The 16388-nt window shown below is 61.5% G+C and carries 14 protein-coding genes; 6 read left to right on the forward strand and 8 right to left on the reverse strand.

The window, feature by feature from the left end:
* Positions 1-152: 152 nt before the first annotated feature.
* Together lptG and lptF are read right to left on the reverse strand one after the other, a co-directional pair.
* Positions 153-1214, reverse strand: a complete 1062-nt coding sequence (gene lptG / locus EI969_RS25745; RefSeq protein WP_160390235.1) for an LPS export ABC transporter permease LptG — start codon at positions 1212-1214, stop codon at positions 153-155.
* Entirely contained in the window at positions 1207-2325 is a 1119-nt protein-coding gene (lptF, locus tag EI969_RS25750; RefSeq protein ID WP_160390236.1) for an LPS export ABC transporter permease LptF, read from the reverse strand. Before lptF ends, lptG begins: the two co-directional genes overlap by 8 nt.
* A gap of 404 nt (positions 2326-2729) precedes the next feature.
* On the opposite strand from lptF, the gene EI969_RS25755 reads away from it, so the two are divergent.
* Genes EI969_RS25755 through EI969_RS25765 form a run of 3 tightly spaced genes read left to right on the forward strand, consistent with a single transcriptional unit; the run spans position 2730 to position 5125 of the window.
* Entirely contained in the window at positions 2730-4220 is a 1491-nt protein-coding gene (locus EI969_RS25755; RefSeq protein WP_160390255.1) for a leucyl aminopeptidase, read from the forward strand.
* 60 nt (positions 4221-4280) lie between these two features.
* Positions 4281-4709, forward strand: coding sequence for a DNA polymerase III subunit chi (locus tag EI969_RS25760; protein WP_160390237.1), 429 nt, complete (start codon positions 4281-4283; stop codon positions 4707-4709).
* A gap of 8 nt (positions 4710-4717) precedes the next feature.
* Entirely contained in the window at positions 4718-5125 is a 408-nt protein-coding gene (locus EI969_RS25765) for a DNA polymerase III subunit chi (protein ID WP_160390238.1), read from the forward strand.
* Between the two features lie 114 nt (positions 5126-5239).
* Here the strand turns inward: EI969_RS25765 and EI969_RS25770 are convergent, their stop codons facing one another.
* The gene (locus tag EI969_RS25770; RefSeq protein ID WP_160390239.1) at positions 5240-6007 is read right to left on the reverse strand and encodes a sulfite exporter TauE/SafE family protein; all 768 of its coding nucleotides are present in this window, start codon (positions 6005-6007) and stop codon (positions 5240-5242) included.
* A 196-nt stretch (positions 6008-6203) separates the two neighbouring features.
* Between EI969_RS25770 and xseA the strand changes: the two genes are divergently transcribed.
* The 3 genes from xseA to leuA all read left to right on the forward strand — a co-directional run bounded on the left by xseA (position 6204) and on the right by leuA (position 10489).
* The gene (gene xseA / locus EI969_RS25775) at positions 6204-7583 is read left to right on the forward strand and encodes an exodeoxyribonuclease VII large subunit (RefSeq protein WP_160390240.1); all 1380 of its coding nucleotides are present in this window, start codon (positions 6204-6206) and stop codon (positions 7581-7583) included.
* Positions 7584-7586: 3 nt separating this feature from the next.
* The gene (locus EI969_RS25780) at positions 7587-8408 is read left to right on the forward strand and encodes a M23 family metallopeptidase (protein ID WP_160390241.1); all 822 of its coding nucleotides are present in this window, start codon (positions 7587-7589) and stop codon (positions 8406-8408) included.
* A gap of 401 nt (positions 8409-8809) precedes the next feature.
* Positions 8810-10489 (forward strand): 2-isopropylmalate synthase, encoded by a 1680-nt coding sequence (gene leuA, locus EI969_RS25785; protein WP_160390242.1) that lies wholly within the window; start codon positions 8810-8812, stop codon positions 10487-10489.
* A gap of 217 nt (positions 10490-10706) precedes the next feature.
* Here leuA and EI969_RS25790 read toward each other — a convergent pair whose 3' ends face one another.
* From EI969_RS25790 to EI969_RS25810, 5 genes are all read right to left on the reverse strand, one after another.
* Positions 10707-11498: an amidohydrolase gene (locus tag EI969_RS25790; protein WP_160390243.1), complete on the reverse strand. Its 792-nt coding sequence runs from the start codon at positions 11496-11498 to the stop codon at positions 10707-10709.
* Positions 11486-12634: a pyridoxal phosphate-dependent aminotransferase gene (locus EI969_RS25795; protein ID WP_160390244.1), complete on the reverse strand. Its 1149-nt coding sequence runs from the start codon at positions 12632-12634 to the stop codon at positions 11486-11488. The genes EI969_RS25790 and EI969_RS25795 overlap by 13 nt, the downstream gene beginning before the upstream one ends.
* A gap of 223 nt (positions 12635-12857) precedes the next feature.
* Complete coding sequence (gene der / locus EI969_RS25800; protein WP_160390245.1) at positions 12858-14327, reverse strand: ribosome biogenesis GTPase Der; 1470 nt, start codon at positions 14325-14327, stop codon at positions 12858-12860.
* 235 nt (positions 14328-14562) lie between these two features.
* Positions 14563-15714: an outer membrane protein assembly factor BamB gene (gene bamB / locus EI969_RS25805; protein WP_160390246.1), complete on the reverse strand. Its 1152-nt coding sequence runs from the start codon at positions 15712-15714 to the stop codon at positions 14563-14565.
* A complete protein-coding gene (locus EI969_RS25810) occupies positions 15707-16348 on the reverse strand; it encodes a tetratricopeptide repeat protein (RefSeq protein ID WP_160390247.1) in 642 nt (213 codons plus the stop codon). The genes bamB and EI969_RS25810 overlap by 8 nt, the downstream gene beginning before the upstream one ends.
* Positions 16349-16388: the final 40 nt, after the last annotated feature.

Consider the following 16388-nt stretch of genomic DNA (forward strand, 5'->3'; position numbering starts at 1 on the left):
CTGCAGGCATAGCCCGCCGAAAAATAGCCGGGAATTGTACCTGATCCACGGTGCAAGCGTCACGTTCGCAGGTCAGACGGCACCTACAAAAACGCCCCGGTCTTGCGACAGGGGCGTTTTTTATCGTCAAAGCGGCCGGGAAATGCCCGTCATCAACCTGCTCGACGCAACAGCCAGAGCCCCGCCACGGCACAAACGCCTGCCGGCACCAGCACCGAAAGCAACGGCGGGAAGCCGAACACCTGGCTCGAAGGGCCCAGCAGATCCTGCACGATGCGGAAGGTGAAGCCCACCAGCACGCCGGTGAACACACGCTGCCCCAGCGTCACCGAACGCAGCGGACCGAAGATGAAGGAAATCGCCATCAACACCAGGGCGGCAGTCACCAGCGGTTGCAACACCTTGACCCAAAATGCCAGCCAATAGCGGCTGTTGCTCAACCCCTGGTCCGCCAGGTAGTGGATATAGCCCCACAGACCACTGATCGACAGCGACTCCGGCACCATGACCACAGTGCTGAGCAACTGCGGACTCAAGGCCACGCCCCAACGCTCGGTCGGGGTCGAAACCACTTCCGTGCTGCGCTCGTGGAACAGCGTGGTGGTGACGTCCGTCAACTGCCAGTGATCGGTGTCGAACTCGGCACGCTTGGCGAAGCTTGCCGAGAGCATGTGCCGTTCGTTGTCGAAACGGTAACGGGTCACGCCGTACAGGATGCCGTTGGGTTGCACCGAGTTGACGTGAATGAACTCGTCGCCCTGGCGGTGCCACAAACCGTGCCTGGCGCTTTGTGCATCGCCGCTGCCCTGGGCCAGCGAGCGATTGGCCTGCGCGGCGGTTTCAGCGGGTGGAGCGACGTACTCGCCGATCAGCAAGCCGGCCAGCATCAATACCAGCATCGGCTTCATGACCGCCCAGACGATGCGGCCGATCGACACACCGGCAGCGCGCATGATCGTCAATTCACTGTTGCTGGCCAGACTGCCCAGGCCGATCAGGCAACCGATCAGCGCGGCCATCGGCAGCATCTCGTACATCCGGCGCGGCGCCGTCAGCGTCACATAACTGAGGACATCGACCAGGGTGTAGGTATCGCTGACTTCCCCCATCTCGTCGATGAAGGCAAACAGTGTCGCCAGGCCGAGAATGATCCCCAGCACCGCCAGAATCGCCATGAACACGCTGCTACCGATGTAGCGATCGAGCTTAACCACGGGCCACCTCCAGCGCGCTGCGGCGACTCGCCATCTTCAAGCGCAAGGGTTCCCAGTAGAGCAAGCCCAGGCCAATGGCCAGGAAAATCCCGTGCACCCACCACAAGCCCAGCGCTGCGGGGATCTTGCCTTTATCGAGGGCGCCGCGGGCGGCAATCAGAATGCTCAGGTAAGCCATATAAAGAAGAATCGCCGGCAGTAATTTGAGGAATCGGCCCTGACGCGGGTTGACCCGCGACAGCGGCACCGCCATCAGGGTCACGATGAATACCAGCAGAGGCAGCGATATGCGCCATTGCAATTCGGCGCGCGCGCGAACGTCTTCACTGCCGAACAACGAACGGGTCGGCATCGCGTCACGGTCGGTGACTTCGTCGCTGACCTCGGGTTTAGGCAGCAACACGCCGTACTCGTCGTACTTGATCGCCCGGTAGTCGGCCTGGCCCGGACTGCCGTCATAGCGATAGCCGTTATCCAGGATCAGGTAGCGGTTGCCGTCCGGACGAATTTCCTGACGCCCCTTTTCCGCCACCAGGACGGAAATTCCGCGATCCTTGTTGTTGGAGCTGATGTTCTTTTGCGAGATGAACACACCGCCCAGATTGACCCGGTCATCCGACATGCGCTCGGTGTAGGTGACCCGGGTGCCGTCACGCAGGGACTGGAAGCGGCCCGGCTCGAGGGTATCGAATTCGGTCAGGGCATCCTGCTTGTTCAACAGCAGTTGAAACTGATTGGCCCCCTGTGGCGCCAGGCTCAGGCTCAACCACGCCACCACGAGTGCAACCAGGGTGGCCGGGAACAGCGTCATGCAAAACAACCGCTGCTGGCTCATGCCGGTGGCCGAAAGCACGGTCATTTCGCTTTCGAGGTACAGGCGCCCGTAGGACAACAGGATCCCGAGAAACAGCCCCAGCGGCAGGATCAGCTGGAGGAAGCCCGGCAGGCGAAAGCCCATGATCAGGAACAGCGAGCCCGGATCCAGCAGGCCCGACGCCGCCTGGGCGAGGTATTTGATGAAGCGACCGCTCATGATGATGACCAGCAGCACGGCGCTGACGGCGCTCAGGGTCAACAGGACTTCGCGGGACAGATAACGGAAGACGATCAAACCAGACACTCCAGGGTTGTCAGGCTAAGGCGGCCAAACAAGCAAACGTATCAGACAGCCCGCAAGGCAGAGCCGCCGAAAAAGATGGCGCATTATCCTGTGATTGGGTGCGCCTGTCACTGCGCAATGCATCCCCCCTTGTAGGAGCGAGCCTGCTCGCGATGGTCGTCAACGATAACGCGGGGAGCCTGACACCCTGCGTCACTCTTGGGTTCTTCGCGAGCAGTCGAGCGTCGACCGGCTGCTCCCACAATCGTACAACCGAGGGTTGTCAGCCGCCGGTAGCGAGGTTCAAACTGCGGCCTTTGTCGCCGGTCGATCCTGGCGCCTTTCTTTCTATAGGCAATCGACGCACATAAGGTGTCGGGCGCATGCGTGATAACCATCAATTCAGGGACCCGGACATGGAACTGGTTGTAAAAAGCGTCAACCCGGAAACGTTGAAGACCGCCACTCTCGTGGTCTCCGTCGGCGAAGGCCGCAAGCTCGGCGCCGTCGCCAGGCAACTCGACGAACTGAGCGGCGGCGCGATCAGCGCCGTGCTCAAGCGCGGCGACCTGGCCGGCAAGGTCGGCCAGAGCCTGTTGCTGCACAGCCTGCCGAACCTCAAGGCCGAGCGCGTGTTGCTGGTGGGCGTTGGCAAGGACGACGAACTGGGTGACCGCCCGTTCCGTAAAATCATCGCCGGCATCCTCAATACCCTCAAGGGCCTGGGCGGCAGCGATGCGGTGCTGGCCCTGGATGAAGTGGTCGTCAAAGGCCGCGACAGCTATGGCAAGACCCGCCTGCTGGCCGAAACCCTGGTGGACGGCGAGTACAGCTTCGATCAGTTCAAGAGCCAGAAAGCCGAACCGCGCGCCCTGAAGAAGATCACCCTGCTGACCATCAAGGCCGCTCAGGCTGAAGTGCAGCGCGCCGTGACCCATGCCACCGCGATCGCCAACGGCATGGCCTTCACCCGTAACCTGGGCAACCTGCCGCCGAACATCTGCCACCCGACTTTCCTCGGTGAACAGGCAAAAGACCTGGGCAAGGAATTCAAGGACCTGAAAGTCGAAGTCCTCGACGAGAAGAAGATCAAGGCACTGGGCATGGGTTCGTTCTACGCCGTCGGCCAGGGCAGCGCCCAGCCACCGCGCCTGATCGTCATGCAATACAACGGCGGCAAGAAATCCGAGAAGCCATACGCGCTGGTCGGCAAAGGCATCACCTTCGACACCGGCGGCATCAGCCTCAAGCCGGGTGCCGGCATGGATGAAATGAAGTACGACATGGGCGGCGCCGCCAGCGTGTTCGGCACCCTGCGTGCCGTGCTGGAACTGAAGCTGCCGATCAACCTGGTGTGCATCCTGGCCTGCGCCGAGAACATGCCGAGCGGCAACGCTTCGCGTCCAGGCGACATCGTCACCACCATGAGCGGCCAGACCGTAGAGATCCTCAACACCGACGCCGAAGGCCGCCTGGTGCTGTGCGATGCCCTGACCTACTCCGAGCGTTTCAAGCCGCAAGCGGTCATCGACATCGCGACCCTGACCGGCGCCTGCGTAGTCGCCCTGGGCTCCCACACTTCGGGCCTGCTGGGCAACAACGACGAACTGATCGGCCAACTGTTGAGCGCCGGCAAGGCCGCCGACGACCGCGCCTGGCAACTGCCGCTGTTCGATGAATACCAGGAACAGCTGGACAGCCCGTTCGCCGACATCGCCAACATTGGCGGGCCGAAAGCCGGCACCATCACCGCTGCCTGCTTCCTGTCGCGCTTCACCAAGAACCTCAACTGGGCGCACCTGGACATCGCCGGCACCGCCTGGACCAGCGGCGGCAAGGACAAGGGCGCCACTGGCCGTCCGGTTCCCCTGCTGACCCAGTACCTGCTGGACCGCGCCAAGGCCTGAAACCGATGATTCCTGGCGGCGCGGCTTTCAGGCCGCGCCGCCAAGGGTCAAGGAACCGTAATGACCAAAGTCGACTTCTACATTCTGCCCAGCGCCGATCCCTCGGCACGCCTGGATTTCGCCTGCAAGCTCACCGAAAAAGCCTGGCGCATGGGGCACCGTGTCTACCTGCATTGCAGCGACGCGGCCCAACGTGACGATCTCGATGCGCGACTGTGGGCATTCAAGGGCGAAAGCTTCGTGCCCCACGGCCCTGCCGACAGCGAACCGGACGGTCTGATTGTCCTGGGGGTGGGCGATGACTGCGGTCAGCATCAGGACTTGCTGGTCAATCTCGACCTGAAAGTCCCGGCCTTCGCCAACAAGTTCGCCCGGGTGGCGGAAGTGGTGGTGGAAGACCCGACGATTCGCCAGGCCGCGCGGGAGAGTTTCCGTTTCTACCGCGAACAGGGCTATCCTCTGCAAGATCACCGTTTACAGCGACTCTGAGCCTGCCAATGGACACTCCAAAACCGCTGCAACAGTCCGCGCACCTGCTGGACGACCTTGAGTCGATCCGCCAATTGCTCGGCGATGACAACCTGCAACCGCCCCTGCTGACCGACACGGTCGAGGACGGCGACCAGGAACAGATTCCCATGCTGTTCGACGCCGTGAGCGAGCCTTCGCCGCCCGTCGAACCGACAGCACCTGCCGCAATCGTTGAACCGGTCGCCGCCGCTGCGCCGGCACCCGCCGCCAGCAAGAACCCGGATGACCTGTTGCACCTGGACAGCGAACTGCGCGCCGCCGCGCAGTTGATCATGCAAGACGTGATCGACGATTTCGCCCCGCACATCGAGACCGAAATCAAACGCCGCCTCAGTGCACGCCTTGAGCGGTTGTTGAGCCAGTACAACGACTGAACCCCAGCCTGTACACGAACCATTTTTTGTAGGAGCCCGGCTTGCCGGCGATGACGCCCTCAAGGACGCTATCACCGGCAAGTCGGGCTCCTACAGAGAGCGGCACCCGTTTCTTCAGGCGCTCAAGTAACGCCCGATCAACGCAATCCCGCTCACCAGCACCAGCCACGTCACCAGGCGCACGAACGCTTCGCGGGACAAGCGCATGGTCAACCTGCGTCCCGCCCACAACCCCAGCGCCATGGCCGGCAGCAGACAAACCGCCAGCACCAGCAGCGGCAAATCGGCATACACCCCGGCGATTGCAAACAGGCTAAGACGCACTATCGTACTGCAGCTGATCAACGCACTTTGGGTCGCGCGAGCCGCCTCTTTAGGCAAACGGCTGTTCAGATAGATCGCATAAAGAAAGCCGCCGCTGCCAAACAACGCGCCAAACATTCCACCCACAGTCCCCATGGGCAATGCCCAAGCGGCGGACAACTGCGCCGGACGCGCTTTTATCCACAGGCTGTAGATCGCATAGGCGCTGATAAACAACCCCATCAACAGCAGTAACAGATCGGACTTGAGGTTCAGCAGGAAAATCACCCCCAGCGTGCATCCCACCGCCATGCAGGGCAGTAACCGCAACAACTCCGGCCTGGCGACATCGCGCCGCGAAGGCAGCAGATTGCCGAATGCCGCGACAAAATCGAGCAGCACCAGCAACGGCACGATCTTCGACAATGGCATGAACAGAATCAGAATCGGCCCCGCCACCAGCGCGGTGCCGAAACCGGCGATGCCGAACACGATGTAGGCCAGGGCGATGCCTGCACCGATTACCAGCCAGTCCAGCGGGCCGAAAGGCCATTGGTTGAATAACTCAATCACATCCATTTCCCTATCTTCCATAAACATGCGCCACGACTTTACCCCTGTGGGAGCGAGCTTGCTCGCGATGGCGATCTGTCTGGTGAATCAATGCTGAATTTGCGGCCCCCATCGCGAGCAAGCTCGCTCCCACAGGGGTCTCCTCAATGGATTTGTGAGCAGTCATGGAGATTGCCGGGCAAATGCCTTTAAACTGCGCCCCATGATTAAAGATCCCTTTGCAAGACTCGGCCTGGACCGCGAAGTCCTGACCGTCAGCCAGCTCAACGGCCGCGCGCGGGTGTTGCTCGAAGACGTGTTCAGCAACATCTGGGTCGAAGGCGAAATCTCCAACCTCGCCCGCCCGGCGTCGGGTCACGTTTACTTCACGCTCAAGGACAGCGGCGCCCAGGTGCGTTGCGCGCTGTTCCGCCAGAACGCCGCACGGGTTCGCCAGGCCTTGAAGGACGGCCTGGCGGTCAAGGTCCGTGGCAAAGTCTCGCTGTTCGAAGGACGCGGCGATTACCAACTGATCCTCGACACCGTGGAGCCGGCCGGCGATGGTGCCCTGCGCCTGGCCTTCGATGCACTCAAGGAAAAGCTCAGCGCCGAAGGCCTGTTCAGTGCCGAGCGCAAGGTGCCGCTGCCGGCGCATCCGCAGCGCATCGGCATCATCAGCTCGCCTACCGGGGCGGTGATCCGCGACATCATCAGCGTGTTCCGTCGCCGTGCACCGCAAATACAACTGACGTTGATCCCTACGGCCGTGCAGGGCCGCGAAGCCACCGCGCAGATTGTCCGCGCCCTGAAACTGGCGGATGCCCGCGGTTTCGACGCACTGATCCTGGCCCGGGGCGGCGGCTCACTGGAAGACCTCTGGTGCTTCAACGAAGAAGCCGTGGCCCGTGCCGTGGACGCTTGCGTGACGCCGATTGTCAGCGCCGTCGGCCACGAAACCGACGTGTCGATCAGTGACTTCGTGGCCGACGTTCGTGCCCCCACCCCTTCCGCTGCTGCTGAATTGCTGGCACCGGACTCCAGCGATCTGGTGCGTCGGGTCGAAAGCCTGCACCGCCGGCTGGTGATGCGCATGCGTGACCGCCTGATGCGCGACCGCCTGCGCCTGGAAGGCATTTCCCGACGCCTGCGTCACCCCGGCGAGCGCCTGCGCCAGCAAGCGCAACGCCTGGACGACCTGGACATGCGCATGCGCCGCGCGTTCGAGCGCAGCCTCAACACCCGTCGCGAACGCTTGATCCGCCTGGAAACCCGTTTGGCCGGACAACATCCGGGCCGGCAACTGGCAATGCTGCGCCAGCGCCTCGACAGCCTGGCCGAACGCCTGCCACGGGCCATCCGCGAAGGGCTGAAGAACCGCCGCCTGCAATTGCACAGCCAGATGCAGACCCTGCATGTGGTCAGCCCGCTGGCGACCCTCGGCCGTGGCTACAGCATTTTGCTGGACGAGCGCGGCAACGCGATCCGCAACGCCGCGCAAACCCATACCGGCCAGCGCCTGAAGGCCAAACTCGGCGAAGGCGAACTGCAAGTGCGGGTCGAAGACAATCACCTGACGCCTGTCACCCTTTCTTTACTGGATTGATCCATGCCGCGTTTTCTCGCTCCGCTGCTGTTGCTGTGCCTGACCCTCAACGCCCACGCCGACAGCTACATCACCCGCCTGTTGAACAAACCGGTGCCGGGCGGCGTTGCGGTGTTGGACCTGGGTGCATCCGCCCAGGCGCCAAAAGCCACCTATCAAGGCAAACCCGTGCTGGTCGTGAAGGAACAGAACAACTGGCTGGCCATCGTCGGCGTGCCGCTGACGGTCAAGCCGGGGACCCAATCGATCAGCAGCGGCGGCCGCAATCTGAATTTTACGGTTGGCAACAAGAAATACCCGGAACAGCGCATCACCCTGAAGAACACCCAACAGGTCAATCCGGACCCGGAAAACCTCAAGCGCATCGAGCGTGAACTGGCCGAGCAGATTGCCGCTTACCGCACGTTCAGCCCCAACACCCCGAGCAATCTGCTGCTGGACAAACCGGTGAACGGGCCACTGTCGAGCAAGTTCGGCGTGCGGCGCTTTTTCAACGGTGAAGAGCGCAATCCCCACTCAGGCCTGGACTTCGCTGTGCCCGGCGGTACGCCAATCAAGACCCCAGCCGCCGGCAAGGTGATCCTGATCGGCAACTACTTCTTCAATGGCAACACAGTGTTCGTCGACCACGGGCAGGGCTTCATCAGCATGTTCTGTCACATGTCGAAAATCGACGTGACAGTCGGCCAGCAACTGGCCCGTGGCGGGGTGGTCGGTAAAGTCGGTGCAACCGGCCGCGCGACCGGACCGCACATGCACTGGAATGTCAGCCTGAATGATGCACGGGTCGATCCGGCTATCTTCATCGGCGCATTTCAACCTTGAATTTTCGTTGAGGCTTCTGACTCCTTCGCGGGCAAGCCCGCTCCCACAGGGATCGCGCTGCACCTGTGGGAGCTGCTTTCTTCAATTGCGCGCCGCTCGAACCTCGCGCAAACAACATGATCATCGCAACCATTTGAAGCAATAAAATCTCGATAAACACCCGCTCACGAGTATTCCTCTCAATTTTTTTCGACTGCTTGCCAACCTCCCCCCTCGCGGTTAGGGTTGAAGGCATGAAAACCTCTCACACCCTCATTCAGCTCCGTCAACACCGCAGCCTGTGCCTCGTCAGCGCACGACTGCCGGGTTGAATCGTGGTGCCTCGTCCCAAACGTTTCCCCAAGAACTTTTGATCCACCGGCAGGCCGCCTTTTTTCGGCCCACACAATAAGGATTTCCCGATGAGCATGCTCAAAGACCCGTCTTCGAAATACCGCGCGTTCCCGACCATCGACATTCCGGACCGCACCTGGCCATCGAAAACCATCACTGCCGCGCCAATCTGGTGCAGTTCCGACCTGCGCGACGGCAACCAGTCGCTGATCGAGCCGATGGACGCCGTAAAGAAGCTGCGCTTCTGGAAAACCCTGGTGCAGGTCGGCGTGAAGGAAATCGAAGCGTCGTTCCCGGCCGCCTCGCAAACCGACTTCGACTTCGTCCGTACCCTGATCGAAGGCAACCACATCCCGGACGACACCACCATCCAGGTGCTGACCCAGGGCCGTGAAGACCTGATCGAGCGCACCTTCGAATCCTTGCGCGGTGCGAAGAAAGCCATCGTGCACCTGTATAACGCGACCTCCCCTTCCTTCCGCCGCATCGTCTTCAACCAGGACAAGGACGGGATCAAGGCCATCGCCGTGAACGCCGCCAAGCTGTTCGTCAAATACGCCGCCATGCAGCCGGACACCGAGTGGACCTTCGAATACTCGCCGGAAACCTTCAGCGCCACCGAACTGGAGTTCGCCAAGGAAGTCTGCGACGCGGTGATCGAGGTCTGGAACCCGACGCCCGAGCACAAGATGATCCTCAACCTGCCGGCCACCGTTGAATGCGCGACCCCGAACATCTACGCCGACCAGATCGAATGGTTCGGCCGTCACATCAACCGTCGTGACAGCGTGATCATCAGCCTGCACACCCACAACGACCGTGGCACCGGCGTAGCTGCCACCGAATTGGGCCTGATGGCCGGCGCCGACCGTGTCGAAGGCTGCCTGTTCGGCAACGGCGAGCGTACCGGTAACGTCGACCTCGTGACCGTGGCGTTGAACCTCTACACCCAGGGCGTGCACCCTGAGCTGGACTTCTCCGACATCGACGGCGTGCGCAAAGTCGTCGAAGAGTGCAACCAGATCCAGGTGCACCCACGCCACCCGTACGTCGGCGACCTGGTGCACACCGCGTTCTCCGGCTCGCACCAGGATGCGATCCGCAAGGGCTTCGCCCAGCAGAAATCCGATGCATTGTGGGAAGTGCCGTACCTGCCGATCGACCCGGCCGACATCGGCCGCAGCTACGAGGCGGTCATCCGCGTCAACAGCCAGTCGGGCAAGGGTGGTATCGCCTATCTCCTGGAACAGGAATACGGCATCAGCCTGCCGCGTCGCATGCAGATCGAATTCAGCCAGGTCGTGCAGCGTGAGACCGACCGTCTCGGCCTGGAAATGACCGCCCAGCAAATCCACGCACTGCTGCACAGTGAATACTTGCAGGCCAACACCCCGTACGCGCTGGTCAGCCATCGCCTGCAGGAAGAAAACGGTCACAGCGCCGTCGAAGTGGAAGTGGCCAGCAAAGGCCAGGGCGAGACCAACCTGCACTGGCGCGGCAAAGGCAACGGCGCCCTCGAAGCGCTGGTGGCCGGCCTGCCGATTCCGGTGGAAATCATGGACTACAACGAACACGCCATCGGCGCGGGCACCAATGCCAAGGCCGCGGCCTACATTGAACTGCGCGTGAACGGTGAACGTGCGGTGCATGGCGTCGGCATCGACGAAAACATCACCACCGCCAGCTTCAAGGCCCTGTTCAGTGCACTGAACCGTTCGTTGAGCCAGCCGGAAGCGAAAGCGGCGTAAACCACCGCTGAAATGCAAAAGGCCCCGAGACGTGAATCTCGGGGCCTTTTTTTGCCTGCTTGTTTTATGTTGTCTGAACCGGCCCCTTCGCGGGCAAGCCCGCTCCCACAGTTGACCGTTGCTAACACAAATTTTGTGTACACCCACATACCCTGTGGGAGCGGCGGTGCGGCGATCCGACTTGCCCGCGAAGAGGCCCTGTCAGGTGCCGAAAATACTAGGTGAACTCGAAAGTGTCAGCATCCAGATTCGCAGGAAATCTGGTGCGATACGCCGCCAGCTCTGCCGCATCCAGCACCACCTTGAACACCCCGTCAGCCTCGCCCGCACTGAGCAGCGTTTCACCCTGGAAATCCAGCACCTGACTGTCGCCGGTATAGGCAAAGCCCTTACCATCAGTCCCGATGCGATTCACCGCGGCGACATAACACAGATTCTCGATCGCCCGCGCCGGCAGCAAACGGTTCCAGTGCTGGCGTCGTGCACCCGGCCAATTCGCCGTGTACAACAGCAGGTCAGTGTCCTGAGCGTCGCGACTCCACACCGGGAAGCGCAAGTCGTAGCAAATCAGCGGCCGTACACGCCAGCCCTTGAGCTCGAACTGCACCTGGCGTTCGCCGGGGGTGTAGTGGTTATGCTCACCGGCCATGCGGAACAGGTGACGCTTGTCGTAGTGCAGCACCTCGCCATCCGGGCGCGCCCACAGCAGGCGATTGCGATGACTGCCGTCGGCGGCCTGAACGATCACACTCCCGGTAATCACCGCTTCAAGCCTCGAAGCCTGAGCCCGAAGCCATTTGCTGGTGGGACCGTTTTCCGCTTCGGCGAGGGTCTCGGACTCCATGGAAAAACCGGTGGTGAACATTTCCGGCAGAATGATCAGGTCGGCGCCGCGAGCCTGCTCCAGCAACGACTCGAAATGCTCCAGATTGGCCTGCCGGTCGTGCCAGGCCAGCGTGGTCTGGATCAGCGCCACATCCAGATTGGGCAATGCACTCAGATCACGCATAGCTTCTCCGCCGCTTCACGCAGGGTCTCCTCACGCTTGGCAAAACACAGCCGCACCAGACGCTGGCCTTCGGGCGGCGTCTGGTAGAACACCGAGATCGGGATACTGGCCACGCCATGTTCGCGAGTCATCCACAGGGCCATCTCGACATCGTTGAGGTCCGGGCGGATCTGCGAGTAATCGACCAACTGGAAATAGGTGCCGGTCACCCGGGTGAAGCTGAAACGCGATGGCGCCAGCAGATCGCAGAACAGATCGCGCTTGGCCTGATAGAACGCCGGCAGCTCTTCGACGTGCTCAGGGTGCTCGGCCATGAAATCGGCCAAGGCATATTGCAGCGGCGTTACACCGCAGAAGTTGACGTACTGGTGCACCTTGCGCAATTCCGCCGTCAGGGCCGGTGGCGCGACCACGTAGCCGGTTTTCCAGCCGGTGACGTGGTAGGTCTTGCCGAACGAGCTGACCACGAATGCACGCTGATACAGCTCCTCATGCGCCAGCACGCTGACGTGGGGCACGCCGTCATACACCAGGTGTTCGTAGACTTCGTCGCTGATCACATAGATGTCGCGATCACGGATCAAGGCCGCCAACTGGTCGAGCTCGGCACGGCTGATCAGCGCACCACTGGGGTTGTGCGGGGTGTTGATAATGATCATCCGCGTGCGCGGGCTGAGTGCCTGGGCAAGCTTCTCGAAGTCGATACTGAAGTCGTTCAGGCCCAGTTGCACATGCACGCAACGACCGCCGGCCAGCTCTACCGAGGGCTCGTAGCTGTCGTAGGCCGGGTCAAACACGATGACTTCGTCACCGCTGTGGATAACCGCCTGAATGGCACAGAAAATCGCCTCGGTCGCGCCGGGGGTGACCGTCACCTCGGTATCCACATCCACCTGCACGCCATAGCTGCGGGCGATCTTCAGCGCAATCTGCTGACGCAACACCGGCAGGCCGGTCATTGGCGAATATTGGTTATGGCCGCTGGCGATATGCCGGCCGACCGCATCGCACAGGGCCTGCGGGGCCGCGAAATCGGGAAAACCCTGGGACAGATTGAGCGCGCCGGTCTGTGCCGCGAGCTGAGACATCTGCGTGAAGATAGTGATGCCGACATTCGGCAGCTTGCTGGTGATCATCGGTGGTTCCCTGCTCTACACCCGGCTCTACGGCGGCGCGGGGGAGTCCGAGAATAGCCCAAACGGAGCCCATAAAAAAAGGGCGCATAAAGCGCCCTTTCTGGAACCCGATCCTGTGGGAGCGTGGCTTGCCCGCGATGGCCACGCTGCGGTGTAACAGGAACACCGCGCAATCGTTCATCGCGGGCAAGCCCGCTCCCACAGGAGTCGAGCAAGCCGTAGATCAGCGCTTGTCACGACGCTTCTTGTCGGCCTTCTTGTGGTGCGACATCAAGCGACGCTTCTTGTTGACCTGACGGTCGGTGAGCGAGTTCTTGTTGCCTTCGTACGGGTTCTCGCCGCCCTTGAACTCGATGCGGATCGGCGTACCGACCAGCTTCAGCACACGGCGGTAAGTGTTTTCCAGATAGCGCACATACGACTTCGGCACTTTCTCGATCTGGTTGCCGTGGATCACGATGATCGGCGGGTTCGCACCACCCAAGTGGGCATAGCGCAGCTTGATCCGGCGGTTGTTGACCATCGGTGGCGCGTGCTCGCCAACGGCGTCTTCGAGGATCTGGGTCAGACGGTTGGTCGGCCAGCGGGTGACCGCGGACTTGAACGAGTTCTGTACGGAGGCATAGAGGTTGCCCACGCCAGTGCCGTGCAGCGCCGAGATGAAGTGGATGTCGGCGTAGTCGACAAAGAACAGACGACGTTGCAGCTCGACCTTCACGAAGTCGCGCTCGCTCGGCGTCATGCCGTCCCACTTGTTGATCGCGATGACCAACGCACGACCCGACTCAATGGCGAAGCCCAGCAGGTTGAGGTCGTGATCCACCACGCCTTCGCGGGCGTCCATCACGAAGATCACCACGTTGGCGTCTTTGATCGCCTGCAGGGTTTTGACCACGGAGAACTTTTCGACTTCTTCGTGGATCTTGCCGCGCTTGCGCACACCGGCGGTGTCGATCAGCGTGTACTTCTCGTCGTTACGCTCGAACGGGATGTAGATACTGTCGCGGGTGGTGCCGGGCTGGTCGTAGACGATGACCCGGTCTTCGCCGAGCATGCGGTTGACCAGGGTCGACTTGCCGACGTTCGGACGGCCGATGATCGCAATCTTGATCCCGTCTTTTTCGCTTGGACCAGGAATGCGCTTGGCTTCCTCGCCTTCGGCGACGTCTTCTTCCTCGCCTTCTTCCGGCTCTTCTTCGTCTTTCGGGAATTCGCTCAGGGCGATTTCCAGCATCTGGGTGATGCCACGACCATGAGCGCCAGCGATCGGGATCGCGTGTCCCATGCCCAACGGAGCGAATTCGGCGCGGGCCATTTCAGGGTCGATGTTGTCGACCTTGTTGGCAACCACGTAGGAACGCTTGTTACGTTTGCGCAAATGCTCGGCGATCATCTGGTCGGCGGCGGTAAAACCGGCCTTGGCATCTACCAGGAACAGCACAACATCCGCTTCTTCAATGGCCAGCAGCGATTGCTCGGCCATTTTTTCGTCCATACCGTGCTCGTCACCGGAGATACCACCGGTGTCGACCAGAATGTAGGAACGCCCTTGCCACTTGGCCTCACCGTACTGGCGATCACGGGTCAGACCGGACAAGTCGCCGACGATGGCGTCGCGAGTCCTGGTCAGGCGGTTGAACAAGGTGGACTTGCCGACGTTTGGTCGGCCCACCAGGGCGATTACGGGAACCATGCGGCTCTCCACTTCGTTATTTCAGAAAATACAAAAGCCGCTGCGAGGCAGCGGCTGGTGCTCGGGGCAATCACTGTGTGCTTTTCTGTGGGAGCGAGCCTGCTCGCGAAAAACGCCAGGGCAGCGCGTTTATTCAGGACGCCAGCGTCATCGTTGGCGTCCATCGCGAGCATGCTCGCTCCTACAGTTGTACAAACAGTGAAGCCGCTTGGGGGTTAAACCCCAAGCATAGTTGTTACTTGATGGTCAGGGCTTCCAGTTTGCCGCTGTTGCCATATACATAAATCGTGTCGCCCACCACCAGCGGACGGGCACGCAGGCCGTCGCTGTCGATGCGCTCACGGCCAACGAAACGGCCGTCCACCTGACTCAGCAGGTGCAGGTAACCTTCCAGGTCACCGACTGCAACGTAGCTGGAGAACACTTCCGGGGCCGACAGTTGACGGCGGGCCAGCGAATCGTTGCTCCACAAGGCTGTGGTGGAACGCTCGTCGACGCCTTCAACGGTACCCGAAGACAGGCTTACGTAAACGGTGCCAAAACCCTGGGCAACACCGGCGTAGCTGGAAGCATCACGCTGCCAGAGCTGGCGGCCGCTTTGCAGGTCCAGAGCGGCAACGCGCCCCTGATAGCTGGCGACATACAGGGTCTCGCCCGACAGCAGCAAGCCACCGTCGATATCGACCACGCGCTCCAGCTCCGAACGACCTTGCGGGATCGCTACGCGCTGTTCCCACACCGGCACGCCGTTGGTGATGTCCACGGCAACCACTTTACCGGTCGACAGGCCAGCCACCGCAAGGCGGTTAGTCACGATCGGCGCACTGGTACCACGCAGGGTCAGTACCGCAGGCGTGCTGTCATAGATCCAGCGACGGTCACCGGTGGCGGCATCCAGGCCGATCAGACGATCGTCCTGGGTCTGAACCACTACGACGTCACCGTTGTTGGCTGGCGGCGCCAGTACTTCGCTGGACACGCGAGCGCGCCACTTTTCTTCACCGTTGATCGCGTCCAGGGCAACGATTTCACCCTTGATCGTACCAATGGTGACCAGACCGTAAGCAACGCCAACGGCGCCGGAGACAGGCAGCTCGAGGTCTTTCTTCCATTTGACGTCGCCGGTGTGGCGGTCCATCGCCATCAACACGCCAGTGACGTCGGCGGCATAGATGGTATCGCCATCGATGGCCGGAACCAGCATGTTGTAGGTTTCGCCCTGACCGTCACCGATCGAACGACTCCATTGCTTTTGCAGAACCACTTCTTCCTTGAAGTCGACCAGCTCGGCCGGTGGCAGTTCTTTTTTGCTGTTGCTGCTGCAACCCGCGGCCAACAAGGCCAGGGCCAGCAATGCTGCATGTTTCCAACGAATCACGTCACGCATCCCCTTTGGCCAGGTCGTCCAGCTTGATTTGCAGGCCACCGACCGCCGCTTCATCCGACAGTGCCGCCTTGGCTTTTTGATACGCCGCGCTCGCTTCTTCGGTACGGCCCAACTGCACCAGCAGGTCGCCCTTGAGCTCTTCGCGAGTGGCCAGGAATGCCTTGTCGGCATCGCCTTCGAGCAGTTTCAGCGCTTCGTCGGCCTTGTTCTGCGCGCCGAGCACCTGAGCCAGACGCTGACGGGCGATTTCGCCCAGCGCCGGGTTGGCCGGTTTGGCGACAATGGCTTTGAGCTCGCTGGCTGCGTCGTCCAGCTTGCCGCTGTCGACCGCGACCTTGGCCACGAACAGGCTGCCGTACTGCGCGTAGGCGCTGCCGCCGAACTCGCTGTTGAGCTTGCCGGCCAGGTCCGAAACACGGGCCGCATCAGGCTTGCCGTCAGGCGTCAGCGTGGTTTCGAGCAATTGCTGATAGAGAATCGAGGCGCCTTGCGACTGATTGCTCTGATACTTGTGGAACGCCTGCCAGCCGAACACGATGACCAGCGCCAACAGGCCGCCAGTCACCAGGGGCTTGCCGTTGCGTGACCACCACTCCTTGAAATCCGCCAGCTGTTCGTCTTCGGTACTCGACACCCCAATACTCCTTAATCGCTAATTCGGCTGTTTAGACAGC

Source organism: Pseudomonas sp. PB101 (genome assembly GCF_009764265.1).
Classification (GTDB): domain Bacteria; phylum Pseudomonadota; class Gammaproteobacteria; order Pseudomonadales; family Pseudomonadaceae; genus Aquipseudomonas.